Source organism: Streptomyces sp. NPDC002643, assembly GCF_053592555.1.
The window spans coordinates 84,044-100,289 of sequence record NZ_JBSFVY010000008.1 but is presented as its reverse complement, the minus strand read 5'-3'; the positions used below and the strand labels follow the sequence as shown (position 1 = coordinate 100,289).

The following is a 16,246-nucleotide window of genomic DNA, read 5'->3' as shown; positions in this document are numbered from 1 at the left end:
GGCCGGTCAGCCGTGGCGGCGCAGTTCGTGGAAGAAGTCGTCCACGATCCGCAGCCCGCCCGAGCGGGCCACCTCGTCGTGGACAAAGCCGCCGACCGCGAGGTCGAGGACCCCGAGGCCGAAGGGCGAGAAGATCACCGGACGGTCCGTGGGCACGGTCGCCCGGCCGGTGAGGACGTCGTGGAGCGTTCCATCGAGGAAGTCCCGTCCGCCGGTGAGCTGTTCGGTCAGATGCGGTGAGGTGGCGGCCTTGAGGCAGTGCTCGACGTCGTCGACGAAGTTCGCCGACGCGAGCAGCACCTCGGGGGCCAGATCGCGCAACGAGACATGCAGGACGAGCGGGTGGTGCGCGAACCACTTGGGCTCGCGCACATGCGGTTCGCCCGCGATGGTCGCGAAGACCACCAGGTCGCTCGCCCGGATCAGCCCCTCGGCGCTGTCGTGCACGGTCACGCGCCCCCCGGCTTTGGACCGTTCCAGATAGCCCTGGAAGCCGGCCGCGCTGTCGGCGGACAGATCGTGCACCCCGACCTCCTCGAAGGACCAGCCGGTCGCCGCGAGGTAGGTGTGGATGTAGCGGGCGATCAGACCGGTGCCGATGAAGCCGACCCGGGTGGGACGGGGCACCGAGGGCTCCCGGCCCGCGCTCAGCCGGTCCGCCGCCAGCACCGCCGACGCCGCCGTGCGGGTCGCGCTGATGACCGAGGCCTCCAGACACGCGAACGGATAGCCGGTGGCATGGTCGTTGAGGATCAGCACGGCGGAGGCGCGCGGCAGCCCGCTCGCCGTGTTCTCCGGGAAGCTGGAGATCCACTTCAGGCCGTCCACCTGGAACTTCCCGCCCAGCGAGGCGGGCAGTGCGATGATCCGCGAGGATGGACGGTCGGGGAAGCGGAGGAAGTACGACGGCGGGTTGACGGTGTCGCCCGTGTCCCCGGCGCCGTGCAACAGATAGGCCGACTCGACCAGTTCGACGATCTCCCGCTCACGGCCCCTGAGGGCTCCCTGCACCTGGGCGCCGGAGATCACGGCGAAACCCGGAACCTCGGTCATGCGAAGCTCACCTCGTCCTTCGTGTCGGAGTCCCGCCGGTTGGCGTTCCTCGTGCCGCCCGTGCCGGAGTTCTCGGCGACATCGCCGGTCAGCCGTACGGGGTCGGCCAGGCCCACCAGCACCTCGCGCGGCCCCTCGAAGGGTTCGCGGTCGTGGGCGCAGCGGATGTTGTCGACGAGCATCAGGTCACCGGCCTGCCAGGGCTCGCGGACCGTGTGGGCCTCGTAGATCTCGTTGAGGGTCCCGACCACGTCCTCGCCGATGGGCCGGCCGTCGCCGTAACAGGTGTTGAAGGGCAGCCCGTCAGGGCCGTACAGCTCCACCAGGTACTCGCGGACCTCGGGGTCCATGGTCCACTCGCTGAGGAACGCGATCTGGTTGAACCAGCAGCGGCGGCCGGTCACCGGGTGGCGCAGTACGGCGGAGCGGTGCTGCCGGGTGCGCAGGGTGCCGTCGGGCTGCCAGGCGAAGTCGATGGCGTGGGCCCGGCAGTAGGCCTCGACGACGGTCCGGTCGTCGGTGCCGAAGGTCTCGGCGACCGAGGCGCCGATCTCCTCGTTGTATGAGCGGGTCAGCAGCCAGCCGTCCCGTTCGAATCGCTTGGCGAGCGTGGGCGGCAGCGCCGCGAGTACGGCCTCGGCGTCGGCGATGCCCGTCGCCCCGCCCTCCTCGGGGGCCTTGAGACAGGCGAGGAGCAGCAGGCCGGGGAACTCCACGCGGTAGCTCAACTCGTGGTGCATGCACATCGGTTGGTTCGCCGGCCAGGCCGTCGAGGAGTACAGGCCGTCCCCGTGGGCGCGGCGGGGCGCGAAGGCCTCGTGCTCGCTCATCAGGTCGTCGGTCAGCTGCCGGAAGACCGCGCCGACCTGGTCCGCGTCCCTGAGGCCGAGCCCCCGGACGAGGACCGCGCCGTGCTCGGCGACGACCGCCCGCAGGGCGTTGCGGTGGTCGGCGGCCCAGCGGACCGGATCGGTGCCGGGGGAGACGGGCAGCAGCGGCGGCCGGTCACGGGCCACCTCGACACCCTCCGCGTACGGGGCGGTCGGCGTCGACCGCGCCTCCGGCGCGGCGGCCTCCGGTGCGGCCTGCTCCGGTGTCGGCTGGTCCTTCCGGCGGCGGCCGGTGAAGCCGCGGCGGCTGAGGAAACTCATGACGACGCCCTCCGTTCGGTGTTCGTGCGCGTGTCGAGGCCGGTGGCTCGTCCCGTACCGGCGTCCCCGGCGGTGGCCCCGTCGGCCCCCGCCCCCGACGCCCTCGTGTCGAGCAGCGCCGCCAGATCGGCCAGGACCGGATGTCCGGCCACGTCCTTCAGAGACACCGCCCGGTCCAGGGCGATGGCGAGCTTCACGGCGGACAGGGAGGTGCCGCCCCGGTCGAAGAAGTGGTCGTGGCGGCCGATCCGGGTCCGGGGCACGCCGAGGATCTCGGCCCACACGGTCGCCAGCCGCTCCTCGGTCGGTGTGACCGGGCGGGCCCCCGACTCGCCCTCCTCGGCGTCCAGTCGTTCCGCCAGCGCGGTGAGCGAGCGCCGGTCGGTCTTGCCGTTGGCGGTCAGCGGCAGGCTCTCGCGCCAGTGGAACACCGACGGCACCATGTACTCCGGAAGCGAGACGGCCAGCCGCTCCCGCAGCGCCTCACCATCGAGGGGGCGCCCGGAGTGGAAGGCGACCAGCCGGTCCCCGTGGACGACCACGACCGCCCCGTCCCGCACACCGTCCACCCGGAGCAGCGCGTTCTCGACCTCGCCGATCTCGATGCGGAAGCCCCGCACCTTGACCTGGGTGTCTCGGCGCCCCAGGAACTCCAGCTTGCCGTCGGGCCGCCAACGCCCCTGGTCACCGCTGCGGTACAGCCGCTCACCGGGCCGGTAGGGGTCGGTGGTGAAGGCCGGCCGGGTCCGCTCGGGATCGTTGACGTACCCCCGGCCGACGCACACCCCGGAGAAGACGATCTCCCCGGGGGCGCCCAGCGGCACCAGCGCGAGGTGCTCGTCGACGACGTACACGCGGACGTTGCCGATGGGCCGGCCGAGCGGCACCCGGTCGCCCTCCGGTGCCCGGTGCATCACCTCGTGGTTGGTGTCGTCCGAGGTCTCCGTCAGACCGTAGGCGTTGACCAGCGGAATCGTCGGCATGGTGGCGAACCAGCGCTCGGCCAGCTCCCGCTTCAGCGCCTCCCCGGTGACGGACACCCCTCGCAGCGCCCGCAGTTCACAGGGCCGTTGCTCCAAGTGGGCAAGGACCGCCTCCAGATACGACGGCACCACCTGGAGCACATTCACCCGGCCCTCGGCGATCCGGTCCACGAACCGGCCGACGTCGAGGATCACCTCCTGCTCCACCAGCAGCGTCCGCCCGCCGACCAGGGGCGCGGCCAGCAGCTGCCACAGGGAGATGTCGAAGCACTGCGGGGCGGTCTGGGCGACGACGTCACCCTCGCCGATGTCGAGGTCGTCGAGCTTGGCGTGGAGATGGTTGACCATGCCGGCGTGCTCGCACATCGCGCCCTTGGGCTCGCCCGTCGACCCGGAGGTGAAGTAGATGTAGGCGAGCCGCTCCGGCCCGATCTCCATGCCGAGGTCGGAGTCGGCGTGCGCCTCGTCGTACGCGTCCCCCACCGACAACCGCTGCACGCCGCTCAGTTCGGACGAAGCCAGCGCCTCGTCGAGGCTGGTCGTGCTGCCCTCCTCGGTGAGGACCAGCTCGCAGCCGGCGCGGGTGAGGGCGCGGGCGATGCGCTCGGCCGGGAAGTGCGGCTCGATCGGCAGATAGACCCCGCCCGCCTTGAACACCGCGAGGACGGCGGCCATCCAGTCGAGGTTCCGCTCGGTCACCACGGCGACCACGCCCTCACGGCCGAGCCCGCGTACGAGCAGGGCCCGACTGAGCTGATTGGCACGGGAGTTGAGTTCCCGGTACGTCCACTCCCGGTCACCATGGACGGCCGCGACCGCCTCCGGGTGGGCTACGACCCGCTGCTCGAACAGCTCGTGCACCCGGCGGTCGGGCAGTTCACGCTCCGGGCCCGCCAATCCGTCGATCTGCAGGCGGAGTTCGTCGTCGGACAGCAGGTTCTGCCGCCCGTACTCGGCCTCCGGCTCCATGGCGAGCCCGGTGAGCGCGGTGACGTGGTACCCGGCGATCCGGGCGGCCCCGCTCTCGTCCAGGACCTCCGTGCGGTACCGCAGCCGCAGCGCGGGCCCGTCGTCGCCGTACACCGTTCCCACCCGCAGGACCACGTCCTCGTCGAGGTCGCCGTCCGTGCCGGTGGTGTCGAGCACCGTCTCGAAGGGCGGCCCGTCGAGGCCGAGTTCGCGCCGCAGTACGTCCACCGGGAACTCGGCGTGGGAGAGGGCCCGCGAGGTCACCCGGTGGGTGTGGAGCAGCAGGTCGTGCCAGGTCTCGCCGGGTGCGGTCGTGATCCGGCACGGCAGCGGCCGCCCGTCCCGGGACCAGCCGACGGTGACCTCGCGCTCCCCGGACAGCGCGGCGAGCACCCGCGCATGGGCCGCGAGCAGCCTCTGAGCACTGTCCGATGAGGTCAACACCCCGTCGGGCAGGGCCACTTCGTACGTACCCACCCCCTTCGCCGGATCGGCGCTCCACCTCGGCACCGAGGCCCGCCCTCCGGCGGTGAGCACCCCGCGCCAGAACTCCCGGGCAGCGGAGCCCGTCGCATTGCCGGTAGCGCCGCCCGCAGTCATGCGGGCACGGCTGCCACCCGTCTCCAACTGATCCATCGTCTTCCCCCGATTCACCGTTCTCCGGTGGTTTCCGTGGCCGGGTTCCCGCCCCATCGCGCGTGCGGGGGCATCTCCTCGCCCTTCATCAGGAAGGAGTCGGGAGCCAGCTCGGCGCCGTCGCCCATGGTCACGCCGTAGTGGACGAGCGCCCCGACGCCGAGCGTGCAGCCCGCGCCGATCGTGATGTGGTCGGACTTGTAGGTGCCGTCCTCCTGCGAATGGCTCTGGATCTTGCTGCCGGCGGCCAGCGTGCAGTCGTCCCCGATCGCGGTGAGCGTCCGCTCGGTGATGTACACCCCGTCGTCGAAGACCCGCCGCCCGATCCGCACCCCCGTCAGCCGCCAGACCAGGCTCTTGTACGGGGTGCCGTTGAGGAGTTCCAGATAGTGGTCCGGCAGCTTCCACATGCGCTCCTGATGCCAGAAGAGCGGGTCGTAGATGGAGCACAGGGTCGGCTCCAGCGGCCGGAAGCGGGTCATGATCCGCTCGATGAGGACGTAGTACGCCACCGTGAAGAGCATCGCGGTGAGCGGGATCGCGGCGAGCGCGAGGAAGCCGACGCCGTCGTAGTGGCCGTAGACGTCGTAGGCGGCGAAGCCGAGCACGGTGAGGGTGAAGGTGTGCAGCCAGCGCAGGAAGAGGAAGATCCCCATCGAGCGCAGGTTGTAGCGGTTCTTCGCGGTCAGTCGGCGGTGCAGTTCCTCGCCCTCGCGCAAGTGGTCGAAGCGGCTGTCGCGTTCCACCGAGCGCGGGATCTCGAACGGCGGTGAGCCGAGCAGTCCGACCCCTTCGCGGATCTCTCCGTCGAGGGGGACCAGCACCTTGGTCGCCAGCAGACAGTTCTCGCCGGTGCGCCCGCCCACCGGGTAGGCGATGAAGTTGCCGAGGAAGTTGTGCCCGCCGATCTCCGTGCGGGAGACCCGGAACGAGGTCCCGGAGTAGTCGGCGTTCATCATCGACAGCCCGTCCGCGACCATCGTGCCGCTGCCGACCGCCGACAGATACGGCGACTCGTGCTGGACGTCCGTACCGAAGTTCGACCCGGTCTGCTCCACCCGCCCCAGGTCGTATCCGAGGGCCTTGAGGTACGGGACGATGTACGAGCTGTCGCCGCACAGCCATGTGAAGAACTTGATGTTGGTCAGTCGGACGATCGCCCGGTGCACCCCGTAGTGGAAGCCGTACAGCGGATAGACGCGGTCCGGCTTGATCAGCGGGCTCAGCAGCCGGGGCAGGCCCAGGGCACAGACGGCGCCGATGACGACCGTGGCGAGGAACAGCACCACGGACAGGGCCAGTGCCTCGGCGTAGAAGCGGGCCGAGTCGATGTGCTGGGCCGCCGGGTCGAGCAGGACGTCGAGTTCGGGGGCGGCGGCGAGCAGCAGATAGGTGCCGCCGACGGAGAGCGGTATGTACAGCAGGAAGGTCTGGAGCAGGGTGGTGATCCCGTATCCGGCCCGTCGGAGCGGGCCGCAGGGGAGGGGGCCGACGCGTAGGTGGTCGATGTGGGTGCGCCTGGCGGGGGAGCCGTGCCAGCTCTGGCCGGCCGGGACCGTGTCGCCGGTACGCAGGGCGGAGGAGTGGCCCAGCTGGGAGCCGTCGCCCAGGGTGGTGCCGATGTCGAGGACGGTGTGCTCGCCGACGAACACGTCCCGGCCCAGGGTGACCGGGCCGGTGCGGATACGGCCGGCGCGCGGCCGGTAGCCCAGGAAATAGGCGTCCTTGCGGATCAGTGTGCCCGCGCCGATGGTCAGCAGGTCGGTGCAGACCGGGACATGGCGGCTGAGGATCGTCACGCCGGGCCCGATCCGGGCGCCGAGGGCCCGGAGGTAGAGCACGTACAGCGGGTTGCCGACGAACAGGATCATGGGGCTGGTCCGCAACAGTGCTTTGACCAGCCAGAACCTCAGATAGGCCGGTCCCCATACCGGGAACTCCACGGGTTTCCAGCGCCCGATGAGCAGCCATTTGGCGATCACCGGAAGCAGGCAGAGCGTGAGGAGGCCGAGTCCGCCGAAGACGGCCGAGCGCAGATAGACCTCGACGATTCCCGAGCCGTCCGCGATCCACTCGTAGCCGCGGATGGAGGCGAAGGCGAAGAGCAGACAGTGCCCCATGAACAGGAGCGATTGCGCCGCCCCGCACAGGAGATACCGGGGTGTGCTGCCCGGGGCGGGCGGCTCGACCGGAACGGGGGGCGCGGGTGACGGGGCGGGCGCCTCGGCGAGCGCCGCCGCGAGGCCCCGGAGTGTGGGGTGGCGGTAGATGTCCCGAATGGTCACCGACGGCAGATCGGGGTGTTTCCTGACGCGGGCGCAGAAATGCGCCATCGTAAGGGAGTTGGCACCCAGATCCTCGAAGAAATGACCGTCGACGGGCACTTGTTCGATATGGGTGACGTCGGCCAGAACTTCGGCGAGGAGTTGCTCGGTGGCGGTGTACGCTTCCGCCGCGTCCGGTTCGGCCCCCTGGACCTCACCCGGTTTTTCCGCCACGTGTCGTGGTACTGGCAGTGTCATTGAATTTCTCCGCGACGGTATTGCGATGGAAGGCGCCCGGGGGTGAACGGGACGGCGCGCGGAATGACAGGAGAAAAGAGGGTGGAAGGGCAGATGGGGCGGGGAGGGAGGGCAGGGAGGGAGAGCGGGGACGGAGGGCCGTGACAGCTGTGGCGGAATCGATCAGGCCTGGTCGGAGCCTGGTGAAATCCCCCGATGGATGCCGCGTCCGGTCCTGGTCGAGGTGGGCGCCGCAGAATGCAATCGGATTCTTTCGGTACATTCGGGAACAGGTCAAGGGAGATCGGTTAATTGACGCTTTCCCGCCCCTTTTCCGATCTCTTCCGACCTGTCGGACCTCGTCCCCTGGCCCGCTTCAGCGGGGAACTTTCCCAAGGGCGGGTGCAAGCGCGCGGGGCCGTTCCGCTTTCCGTCCTCGAATGATTCGGCCAGCACGTTCATGACAGAAAAGGCGATTCGGAATCACCTTTGATTTCTGCTGGGTTTCTCCACGCTTTCTGCCCCGTGACGCGACCGGAGGGGAGCCTGCGGCACGGGCGGGCCGCGTGGCCGGCGTCTCGGTGGGCGGGACCGGGAGGTGAGGAGGTCAGCCACAGGCGGATACCTTTAGGGCGTGCAGTCAGCAAGCCAGTCACCTCAACAATCCGAGAGCCCGCACGGGCGCCTCCACCGTGCGCGTGCCCTCTACCGGAACGTCTCCAAGCGCAGGACCGCCTGGCTGCTCCTGAAGGACACCGTCAACTCCTGCATCGAGTACCGCATCCTGGGCCTCGCGGCGGAGGCGGCGTTCTTCACCCTGCTCTCCGTGCCCCCGCTGCTGCTCAGCATGATCGGCCTGCTCGGCTACGTCGACGACTGGACCGGCGCCGACACCATCGCCAGCCTGGAGGCCAACCTCCTGGAGGCCTCCCGTACGGTCCTCTCCGACAAGGGCGTCCGCCAGATCGCGCAGCCCATCCTGGACGATGTGATGAAGGGCGGCAGGCCCGATGTCATCTCCATAGGGTTCCTGTTCGCCCTGTGGTCCGGCTCCCGCGCGGTGAACGTCTTCATCGACACCATCACCGTCATGTACGGTCTCGACGGCGTCCGGGGCATCGTCAAGACCCGGCTGATGGCGTTCCTGCTGTTCCTCGTGGCCCTGCTCATCGGCTCGATCGCCCTGCCGCTGATGGTCGCCGGCCCGGACGCGGTCGTCCGGATCGTCCCCTGGTCGGCGACGGTCGTCCAAGTCCTGTACTGGCCGGTCGTGATCGTGCTGTCGATCGTCTTCCTGACGACCCTGTACCACGTGTCCGTCCCCGTCCGTTCCCCCTGGGTCGAGGACGTCCCCGGCGCGCTGGTGGCCCTGGGCATGTGGGTGCTGGGCAGCTTCCTGCTCCGTATCTACCTCACCAGCACCATCGAAGGCGCCACGATCTACGGCTCGTTGGCCGCGGCGGTGGCCGTCCTGCTCTGGATCGGGGTCTCGGCCTTCGCCGTGCTGGTCGGCGCCGCCGTCAACGCGGCCATCGACCGGGTCTGGCCGGCCGCCGCCACCGCCGCCGCCCGCGCCGCCAACGAACGCCTCCGCGAGGAACAGGCCGCCGAGTACGTCGCCCGGGCGGCCGCCGCCCGCTCCCACGACCCCGAGGACCCGGACATGCCCTCGGAGTTCCCGGAGCGCTGGTCCCGCTTCCTGCCCCCGGAGGACGTGACGTCGAGACTGCGGTCACCCGTGAAGAAGGGGGAGGAGTAGGGGCCGCGCCGCCCAGCGCGAGATGCGCCCGGCGGCCACTGCCGCACAGCGCGACATGCGCCCGGCGGCCACAGGCGTAGCCTCGTTCCCATGTACGCCGAAAGGCCGTCCAGGCTGTCCGGGGCTGTGGTGTGGACCAATACGCCGTCCCGCGCCGCCGGTACGGCACGGGTCCTGCCCGACGGATGCATGGATCTGCTCTGGCACGACGGACGGCTGCTGGTCGCCGGCCCCGACACCCGGGCGCACCTCACCGAGGGCGAACCGAGCCGGTGGGCCGGAGTCCGCTTCTACCCCGGCACCGCGCCCACCCTCCTCGGCGTGCCCGCCCACGAACTGCGCGACCGGCGGGTGGAGCTGAACGATCTCTGGCCGGCCCCGCTCGTACGGCGGCTCACCGCCCGGGTGAACGCGGCGGACGACCCGGCCGACGGGCTCGAACAGGTGGCTCTGGAGCGGGCGGGGGAACTGCCCGAGCCCCCCGACCCCTTGCTGCGCGGTGTCGTCCTCGCGCTGGACGCCGGACGGTCCGTGGCCGCCACCGCCGATGAACTGGGGCTCGGCGCCCGGCAGTTGCACCGCAGATCGCTCGCCGCGTTCGGGTACGGACCCAAGACGCTCGCCCGGGTACTGCGGCTGCGGCGGGCGCTCGCCCTGGCCCGGGACGGCGTGGCGTACGCCGAGACCGCCACCCGGGCCGGATACGCCGACCAGGCCCATCTGGCCCGTGACGTACGGGAGTTGGCGGGACTTCCGCTCGGCGAACTACTCGGCGGCGGACGGTAGCGGGGCGAAGAGGTCGACCCCGTTGCCGTCGGGGTCGAGTACGACGGCGTACCGCTGGCCCCACACCGCGTCCCACGGCTTCAGCTCCCCGTGGTACCCGGCGGCGGTCAACTCCTCGTACACCGAGTCGACTTCGGCCGGGCTGTCGCACAGCAGGGCCAGCCCCGCGCCGCCGCCCTTCCCCCGTACATACGCGGGGTGGAAGGACCGTACGGTCTCCTCGGTGTCCAGCAGCAGCCGCAACCCGCCGGGCAGCTCGGCCTCGGCGTGCGGCAGGCTCTCGGCACCCTCCGGGAAGGCGAAGCCGAGGCGGCGGTAGAAGGTGACGGAGGCGGCCATGTCCGAGGCCACCATGCCGATCGCATCGAGTCGTGGAGTCATACGGCCACCGTAGGAGGGGCGGGGAGGGCCGGTCTTGAAGGAATCGGACACCGGGCGGCCGGCCGGCGGGCACCGGCGTGAGCGGCGAGCGGGCAGCCGGCGGGCGCGGAGGCGGCGGCGAGCGGGCACCGACGCGGCCACCGAGCGTGAGAATGGACTCTTTGGCTCACCTGTGGAACATCTGTGCGGCAAAATGTGGCCATGTTCCGTACCGCGCGCATGCTGCTCCCTCTGGCATTGCTGTCGTTGCCGTTGACGGCCTGCGGGACCGAGAAAGTCGTCGCCACGGGCCGCGAACCCCTGGCAGCCGCCCCCGACCGGGCCGAACTCCACGCCCGCGCCGAGCGACTGGGCTTCGCCCCCGGCCTGGTCTACGTCACCGAGGCCCCCGGCTTCGTCCTCGCCCGCCAGTCCATCGGCGTGTACGGCGACGACGGCTTCTCCTCCGCCTACTGGTCCCGCCGGAACAGCGCCCAACTGCTGCTCCTGGTCGACCGGGGCACCATGACCGCCGAGAGCTGCCCGGAGCAGCCGATCGGCCAGGGCGCGGGTGGGCGGGTCAGCTGCGAGCGGGACGGAGACACCTGGTACCGCACCTCGGCGGGGCAGCACGAGTACGCCGTACCGGCGCGGGGCCATGTGCTCCGGATCAGCGCCGTCACCAGCATGGTCGACCGCGCGGCCCTGCGCACCGCCGCCCTCGCCGCCCGTCCCCCGTCCGACGCCGAACTGGCCGGCCTGCTCCCGCCCGGCCCCGGCGGCAAGTTCCCGCCACCGGGCGATGGCAAGTTCCCGCCACCGGGCGACGGCGAGGTCGGGTCACCTGCCCACGGCATACCGCTCGAACGCGGTGATCTGCCCCGGTACGGTGACGGGGCCCCGAACAACGAGGTGGGGGCGTCGGGTTGAGGTGCCCCCGGGGGCGTGTTCCCCGGCCGCTCAGCCGTTGTGGCGGGCCGGCTTCGCCCCGGTGTCCCTCAGGAAGTCGACGATGACCTCGGCGAGGCGTTCGGGCTGGTCCTCGGGGACGAGGGTGGAGGAGTCGGAGATCTCCACGAGGCGGCCCCGAGGGTAGAGACCGGCCAGGCGGGGCCCGTGTTCGCGCGGCATCAGCGGGTCCTCGGTCGCCCAGACCACCAGTACGGGGCGGTCGTACGCGCGCAGGCCCTCGCTCCAGGCGAGCAAGGTCTCCCGGCCGGGCGCCGAGGTGGCGAACGCGGCGAAGTCCCGGCGGACGGCCCTGCTGCGGGTCGCCGGTGCGAACCAGGCGTCCAGGACGTCGTCCGGAATCCCCCGCAGACTCATCCCGCCATAGCCCTTGCGGTTGTGCCGGAACGCCGGCACCCGCATCAGCCACATCAACAGCCGGACCCCACCCGGTACCCGGCACACGGTCGCCATCGCCTTGGCCGGTCCCGGCGGGAAGTTGTCGAACGCCTCGCAGGCCACCAGCACCATCCGCGCGACCCGCCGCCGCCCCTCGTCCTCCAGCACCAGGAACTGGCCGCCGCCCCAGTCATTGAGCACGAGCGTGACATCGTCCAGCCCCAGCCGTTCGACGAACTCGCCCAGCAGCCGGGCCACTCCACGATGGGACAGATCGGCGCCGGGCCGCATCGGCCGCCGATGGCCCCCGAGCGGCAGCGTCGGCAGCACACACCGGTACCCCTTCAACAGCGGCACCACCTTCCGCCACTGCTCCCCGTCCATCGGCACACCGTGCCCGAACACCAGCACCGGCCCCTCGCCCCCGGTGTCCCGGTACTCGATGACTCCGTCCGACAGTTCGATCAGCTCGATCTCCGGCTCCGGCATGGGCTCCCCCATTCGACGGTCGACACCCGTTCACCGCTCGTCGTACGACCCTATGGGGCGTGCCAACGGATTCCCCACGGTTCGGTCAAGCGGTGGCAAGGACCCTGGTGCGGGTGAACGACGGGCGTCATGGGACCGTACGCGTAGTGGCGGCCGTACGGGTGGGCCGGCGTTTCCGCCGCCCCTCGAACCTCTTCGTCGCACCACCAGCGACACCAGTCGCACCAGTAGCACCGAGCTTCGCATTTGCTCCACAGGGAAGGACCTTCGGGTTGTCGCACATACGCTCTCCGCAGCTTCCGGGCCCGACCGAGGCCCCGGACGACGACGAGCCCTCCGGCCCACCGAGGCCGACAGCGGAGGCGACCGAGGCCGAGCCCGAGCCCGAGGCCGAGCCCGAGGCCAAGGCCGAAGCCACGGTCGATGTGGGAGCCATGCACCCCCGGCTCGCCTCCGTACTCACCCGGAGCGCCACCGGACTGGCCATCGCGCTCGTCGTGTTCGCGTTGCTCATGCCCAATGACATGACCGACTTCGAAGTGGGGCGGCTGCTGCGGATACCGGCGGAAGGGATTCTCGTCGGGGCCCTGTTGCTGGTCCTGCGGCCGAGGGCGCGGCGTGTGGCCGTGGTCGTCGTCGGTGTGCTGCTCGGGCTGTTGATGATCGTCAAGGTGCTGGACCTCGGGTCGTACTGGACCCTCGACCGCCCCTTCGACCTGGTGCTGGACTGGATTCTGCTGGACGACGCGCAGTCGTTCATGAAGGACTCGCTCGGCGGCACGATGGCGCTGGCGGCGACGGTCGGCGTCGTGGCGCTGGCCCTCGCGCTGCCCGTCCTGATGATCTGGGCGGTCGCACGGATCAGCCGGCTGATGGAGAGCCACCGCCCCCTCGCGAGCCGTACGCTCCTCGTTCTCGGCACCGCCTGGATCACCTGCTCGACCCTGACCCTGGAGATCGCCGGCGTCCCGGTCGCCTCCCGCAGCGCCGCGACCCTCGTGGAGAACCGTATCGAGTCCGTGCGGGACGGCCTGAAGGACGGGGAGGCCTTCGAGAAGCAGGCCGCCGTCGACGCCTTCGCGGACGTACCGCCGGACCAGCTGCTGACCGGGCTGCGCGGCAAGGACGTACTGATCACCTTCATCGAGAGCTACGGCCGTTCCGCGCTCGACGACCCGCAGATGGGGAAGCCGCTCAGCGGGACCCTCGCGGAGCGGACCGCGGAGTTGGAGGAGGCGGGGTTCACGGCGAAGAGCGGTTGGCTGCGCTCGCCCATCACCGGCGCCGGCAGCTGGCTCGGGCACTCCACATTCCTGTCCGGGCTGTGGATCAAGAACCAGTCGCGGTACGCCCATCTCGTCGCCGGCGACCGGCTCACCCTCACCGAGGCGTTCCGCCGTACCGGGGCCTGGCGCACGGTCGGCATCGTGCCGGGGACGCAGATGGCCTGGCCGGAGGGCAAGTACTTCGGCCTGGACCACATCTACGACTCCGACGAACTCGGCTACCAGGGCCCGAAGTTCAGCTGGTCCACCATGCCCGACCAGTACACCCTCAAGGCCTTCGAGGAGTTGGAGCACGGCAAGGCGGACCGGGGGCCGATGATGGCGGAGATCATCCTGACCTCCAGCCACAACCCCTGGGCGCCGATCCCCAGCACGATTCCCGAGGACGAGATCGGCGACGGCACGGTCTACCACGACCTCCAGAAGGCCGAGGGCAAGGACCCCAAGGAGGTCTGGGAGAACCCCTTGGACGTCAGGGACGAGTACCGCAAGTCCATCGAGTACTCGGTGACCAGCCTCGTCGACTTCATGGCGAAGTACGGCAAGAAGAAGGACACCGTGCTGATCTTCCTCGGCGACCACCAGCCCAACAAGACGGTCACCGGCGACGACCCCGTCCACGACGTACCGGTCTCGATCGTCGCCCAGGACCCCGAGGTCTTCGACAGGATCGCCGACTGGGGGTGGGCGGACGGTCTCCAGCCCGCCGATGACACCCCGGTCTGGCGCATGGACAAGTTCCGCGACCGCTTCATGACGGCGTTCGGCCCGGAGGGCACGGGGCAGCCGGGCGGTACGCCGTAGCCGGGGGCGGTGGCTGAGCGGTACCGGCAGGGGAGCAGCCGATGCCGTCCGCCAGTCGTACGCAGGGCCGTGTCACCCCTCCCCGACGGGCGTCCCCCAGTCCAGCAGCCCGGTCAGTGTGTCCTCGCCCGGCCGGGTCTTGCCGGTCGGGCGGCCCGAGGAGTCGGACTGGGCGGCGGTGCCGCGCGACAGGGCGCCGCTCGCCGTGATGTTGTGCTCCACCCGGGCTCGGCGAAGCGACTCGTAGCGGGTGAGCGCCGTGTCGGGGTCCGGCAGGTCCCTCAGGCACTTGGCCAGGACGACCGCGTCCTCCAGGGCCATGGCCGCGCCCTGCCCGGTGGCCGGCGACGCGGCGTGGGCGGCGTCCCCGAGGACCAGGGCACGGCCGGAGCGCCACACCATGCCGACCGGCAGCTCGGTGGCGTTGGTGACCATCAGCTGCCCGTCCGTGGCCGCGACGATATCGGCGGCGGGAGTGCCGTCCTTGCGCAGGAGGGGGAGCAGCAGCTCACGCCAGTCGGCCGCCCCGCCCCCGGCGATCTCCTCCGCGGACAGCGCCTCGCCCATGACCCGCGCGAACCAGTACGTCTCCCCGTCCGGCGAGCACGCGAAGCCGAAGGCGGCCCCGCTGCCCCGGACCATGGTGAAACAGTCGCTCTCCCCGGCCGGAGCGACCCCGGTGGTGTAGCCGTAGAAGACCCGCTGGCCCGCGTACTCTGGCACCGCGCCGGGCGCGACCGTACGCCGGACCGTGGAGTTGAGGCCGTCGGCGCCGAGGAGCAGATCGCCCGATGCCGTGCCGCCGCCGTCGAAGTGGACGGTCACGCCGTCGCCGTCATGGTCGTCCACCCGGGTCAGCCGGGCGCCGTGCCGTACGGGGATGCCTCGGCGTACGGCCTCCGCCTGGAGCGCCGCGTTGAGTTCGCCCCGGCGCAGACAGCGGAAGTTCAGCAGCGGGTCGTGGGCCTCGCCCATCGGCGCGCGGGCCGCCTCGGTGCCGTCGGCGTCCAGGACCCTGATCGATGTCAGCGGGAACCCGATCGCGGTGACCGCGGCCGTGGCGTCGATCTGCCCGAGGGCCCGCATCCCGTTGCTCGCCAGCGTCAGAAACGCCCCGACGTCTTCGGCGGTGTCCGGATGAGCCTCGTACACCTCGACATCGAACCCCGCCTTGTGCAGCGCCAGCGCCGACGCCGACCCCGCGATTCCGCCGCCGATGACCAGTACTCGCGTCATGTGCCCCGCACTCCACTCGTCTCGTCCGCACCCGACATGGACCGTTCCACACCACACCACGGCGAGGTCAACTCCCCGCCACCGCCGATGCTTTCACGATCCGCCGACGACCTCAGAGACCTTCGCGCGCCACCCAGGCGATCCCGCCGCGCAGATGCGCCAGGAAGTCCGGGTCCTCGTACGCCTCGGCCGCGTGCCCGAGCGCGGTGTAGAACACCCGCCCGGCACCCTGCTCCCTGCACCACACCAAGGGATGGTCCTCACCCATCTCCCCGCCCTCGTACGACGATTCGTCCGCGCACGCCAGAACTTGGACCGCTCCTCGGGGGTTGGCGCGGAAGTCGTACCACTCGTCGGTGAACTCCCACACGGGCGGCAGATGCCGCGTCGCCGGATGCTCCCGGTCCTCGACGAGCGCCTTGCCGGGCTGGTACTCGGGGTGCCGGGCGAACCGCGCGCCCAACAGCTCGCCGTAGTAAGGCCATTCGTACTCGGTACAGGCCGCCGCGTGCACCCCCGCGAAACCGCCACCCTCCTCCACATACACCCGCAGCCGCTCCCGCCCGGCGCCGGTGAGCACTTCCCCGCTGGTGGACAGGAACACGACCGCCGCGTACGCGTCGAGCGGACCCTCGAAGACCGCCGGGTCCTCGGAGGCATCGACGTCGAAGCCGAGCGTGCGCACGGCGGCGACGCCGGCCGGGATGGAGTCGTGACGGTAGCCGGTCGTACGGGAGTACACGAGGATGCGGGGGTTGGACGTGAGTGACATGATACGAGCCTATGTTCGAGTCCCGCCTGGCCCCAAGGACCGAAAGTTTCGCGAGGGACGGATGGGGCCGGGACACCCTGAGCAGCCGCAGTGACGCCGCCGTGGTCCGCCCGG

The 16,246-nt window shown here is 70.9% G+C and carries 12 protein-coding genes; 4 read left to right on the top strand and 8 right to left on the bottom strand.

Translation table 11 applies throughout. The features are described 5' to 3' along the window. Positions 1-6: 6 nt before the first annotated feature. Genes sbnB through ACWD4G_RS14385 form a run of 4 tightly spaced genes read right to left on the bottom strand, consistent with a single transcriptional unit; the run spans position 7 to position 7,314 of the window. Positions 7-1,053 carry a 2,3-diaminopropionate biosynthesis protein SbnB gene (gene sbnB / locus ACWD4G_RS14400; RefSeq protein WP_451293027.1) on the bottom strand — a complete coding sequence of 349 codons (1,047 nt, stop codon included), beginning with the start codon at positions 1,051-1,053 and terminating at the stop codon, positions 7-9. Continuing rightward, on the bottom strand, positions 1,050-2,204 hold the full coding sequence (locus ACWD4G_RS14395; protein WP_451293025.1) for a TauD/TfdA family dioxygenase: 1,155 nt from the start codon (positions 2,202-2,204) through the stop codon (positions 1,050-1,052). The genes sbnB and ACWD4G_RS14395 overlap by 4 nt, the downstream gene beginning before the upstream one ends. Continuing rightward, positions 2,201-4,756, bottom strand: a complete 2,556-nt coding sequence (locus tag ACWD4G_RS14390; protein WP_451293432.1) for a non-ribosomal peptide synthetase — start codon at positions 4,754-4,756, stop codon at positions 2,201-2,203. Before ACWD4G_RS14390 ends, ACWD4G_RS14395 begins: the two co-directional genes overlap by 4 nt. 50 nt (positions 4,757-4,806) lie before the next feature. Next, a complete protein-coding gene (locus ACWD4G_RS14385; protein WP_451293023.1) occupies positions 4,807-7,314 on the bottom strand; it encodes a Pls/PosA family non-ribosomal peptide synthetase in 2,508 nt (835 codons plus the stop codon). Between the two features lie 613 nt (positions 7,315-7,927). Here ACWD4G_RS14385 and ACWD4G_RS14380 point away from each other — a divergent pair. Together ACWD4G_RS14380 and ACWD4G_RS14375 are read left to right on the top strand one after the other, a co-directional pair. After that, positions 7,928-9,052, top strand: a complete 1,125-nt coding sequence (locus tag ACWD4G_RS14380; RefSeq protein WP_451293021.1) for a YihY/virulence factor BrkB family protein — start codon at positions 7,928-7,930, stop codon at positions 9,050-9,052. Between the two features lie 90 nt (positions 9,053-9,142). Further along, positions 9,143-9,838 (top strand): DUF6597 domain-containing transcriptional factor, encoded by a 696-nt coding sequence (locus ACWD4G_RS14375; RefSeq protein ID WP_451293019.1) that lies wholly within the window; start codon positions 9,143-9,145, stop codon positions 9,836-9,838. Here the strand turns inward: ACWD4G_RS14375 and ACWD4G_RS14370 are convergent. Next, positions 9,818-10,219 carry a VOC family protein gene (locus ACWD4G_RS14370; protein ID WP_451293017.1) on the bottom strand — a complete coding sequence of 134 codons (402 nt, stop codon included), beginning with the start codon at positions 10,217-10,219 and terminating at the stop codon, positions 9,818-9,820. The genes ACWD4G_RS14375 and ACWD4G_RS14370 overlap by 21 nt on opposite strands. 201 nt (positions 10,220-10,420) lie before the next feature. On the opposite strand from ACWD4G_RS14370, the gene ACWD4G_RS14365 reads away from it, so the two are divergent. Next, positions 10,421-11,128: a hypothetical protein gene (locus tag ACWD4G_RS14365; RefSeq protein ID WP_451293015.1), complete on the top strand. Its 708-nt coding sequence runs from the start codon at positions 10,421-10,423 to the stop codon at positions 11,126-11,128. Between the two features lie 30 nt (positions 11,129-11,158). Here ACWD4G_RS14365 and ACWD4G_RS14360 read toward each other — a convergent pair whose 3' ends face one another. Further along, positions 11,159-12,034 (bottom strand): alpha/beta fold hydrolase, encoded by an 876-nt coding sequence (locus ACWD4G_RS14360; RefSeq protein WP_451293013.1) that lies wholly within the window; start codon positions 12,032-12,034, stop codon positions 11,159-11,161. 272 nt (positions 12,035-12,306) lie between these two features. Here ACWD4G_RS14360 and ACWD4G_RS14355 point away from each other — a divergent pair, with 272 nt between their 5' ends. Beyond that, entirely contained in the window at positions 12,307-14,124 is a 1,818-nt protein-coding gene (locus tag ACWD4G_RS14355; RefSeq protein ID WP_451293011.1) for a sulfatase, read from the top strand. A 72-nt stretch (positions 14,125-14,196) separates the two neighbouring features. Here the strand turns inward: ACWD4G_RS14355 and ACWD4G_RS14350 are convergent, their stop codons facing one another. Both ACWD4G_RS14350 and ACWD4G_RS14345 read right to left on the bottom strand, forming a co-directional pair. Next, a complete protein-coding gene (locus tag ACWD4G_RS14350; RefSeq protein WP_451293009.1) occupies positions 14,197-15,360 on the bottom strand; it encodes an FAD-dependent oxidoreductase in 1,164 nt (387 codons plus the stop codon). 112 nt (positions 15,361-15,472) lie between these two features. Further along, positions 15,473-16,132 (bottom strand): ThuA domain-containing protein, encoded by a 660-nt coding sequence (locus ACWD4G_RS14345; protein ID WP_451293007.1) that lies wholly within the window; start codon positions 16,130-16,132, stop codon positions 15,473-15,475. Positions 16,133-16,246: the final 114 nt, after the last annotated feature.

What these genes read in the sequence shown, in the direction of transcription:
- ACWD4G_RS14385 (WP_451293023.1), bottom strand. Translation starts at nt 7,314, where the DNA reads ATGACACTGCCAGTACCACGACACGTGGCGGAAAAACCGGGTGAGGTC.
- ACWD4G_RS14395 (WP_451293025.1), bottom strand. Translation starts at nt 2,204, where the DNA reads ATGAGTTTCCTCAGCCGCCGCGGCTTCACCGGCCGCCGCCGGAAGGAC.
- ACWD4G_RS14360 (WP_451293013.1), bottom strand. Translation starts at nt 12,034, where the DNA reads ATGCCGGAGCCGGAGATCGAGCTGATCGAACTGTCGGACGGAGTCATC.
- ACWD4G_RS14390 (WP_451293432.1), bottom strand. Translation starts at nt 4,756, where the DNA reads ATGACTGCGGGCGGCGCTACCGGCAATGCGACGGGCTCCGCTGCCCGG.
- ACWD4G_RS14365 (WP_451293015.1), top strand. Translation starts at nt 10,421, where the DNA reads ATGTTCCGTACCGCGCGCATGCTGCTCCCTCTGGCATTGCTGTCGTTG.
- ACWD4G_RS14350 (WP_451293009.1), bottom strand. Translation starts at nt 15,360, where the DNA reads ATGACGCGAGTACTGGTCATCGGCGGCGGAATCGCGGGGTCGGCGTCG.
- sbnB (WP_451293027.1), bottom strand. Translation starts at nt 1,053, where the DNA reads ATGACCGAGGTTCCGGGTTTCGCCGTGATCTCCGGCGCCCAGGTGCAG.
- ACWD4G_RS14370 (WP_451293017.1), bottom strand. Translation starts at nt 10,219, where the DNA reads ATGACTCCACGACTCGATGCGATCGGCATGGTGGCCTCGGACATGGCC.
- ACWD4G_RS14375 (WP_451293019.1), top strand. Translation starts at nt 9,143, where the DNA reads ATGTACGCCGAAAGGCCGTCCAGGCTGTCCGGGGCTGTGGTGTGGACC.
- ACWD4G_RS14345 (WP_451293007.1), bottom strand. Translation starts at nt 16,132, where the DNA reads ATGTCACTCACGTCCAACCCCCGCATCCTCGTGTACTCCCGTACGACC.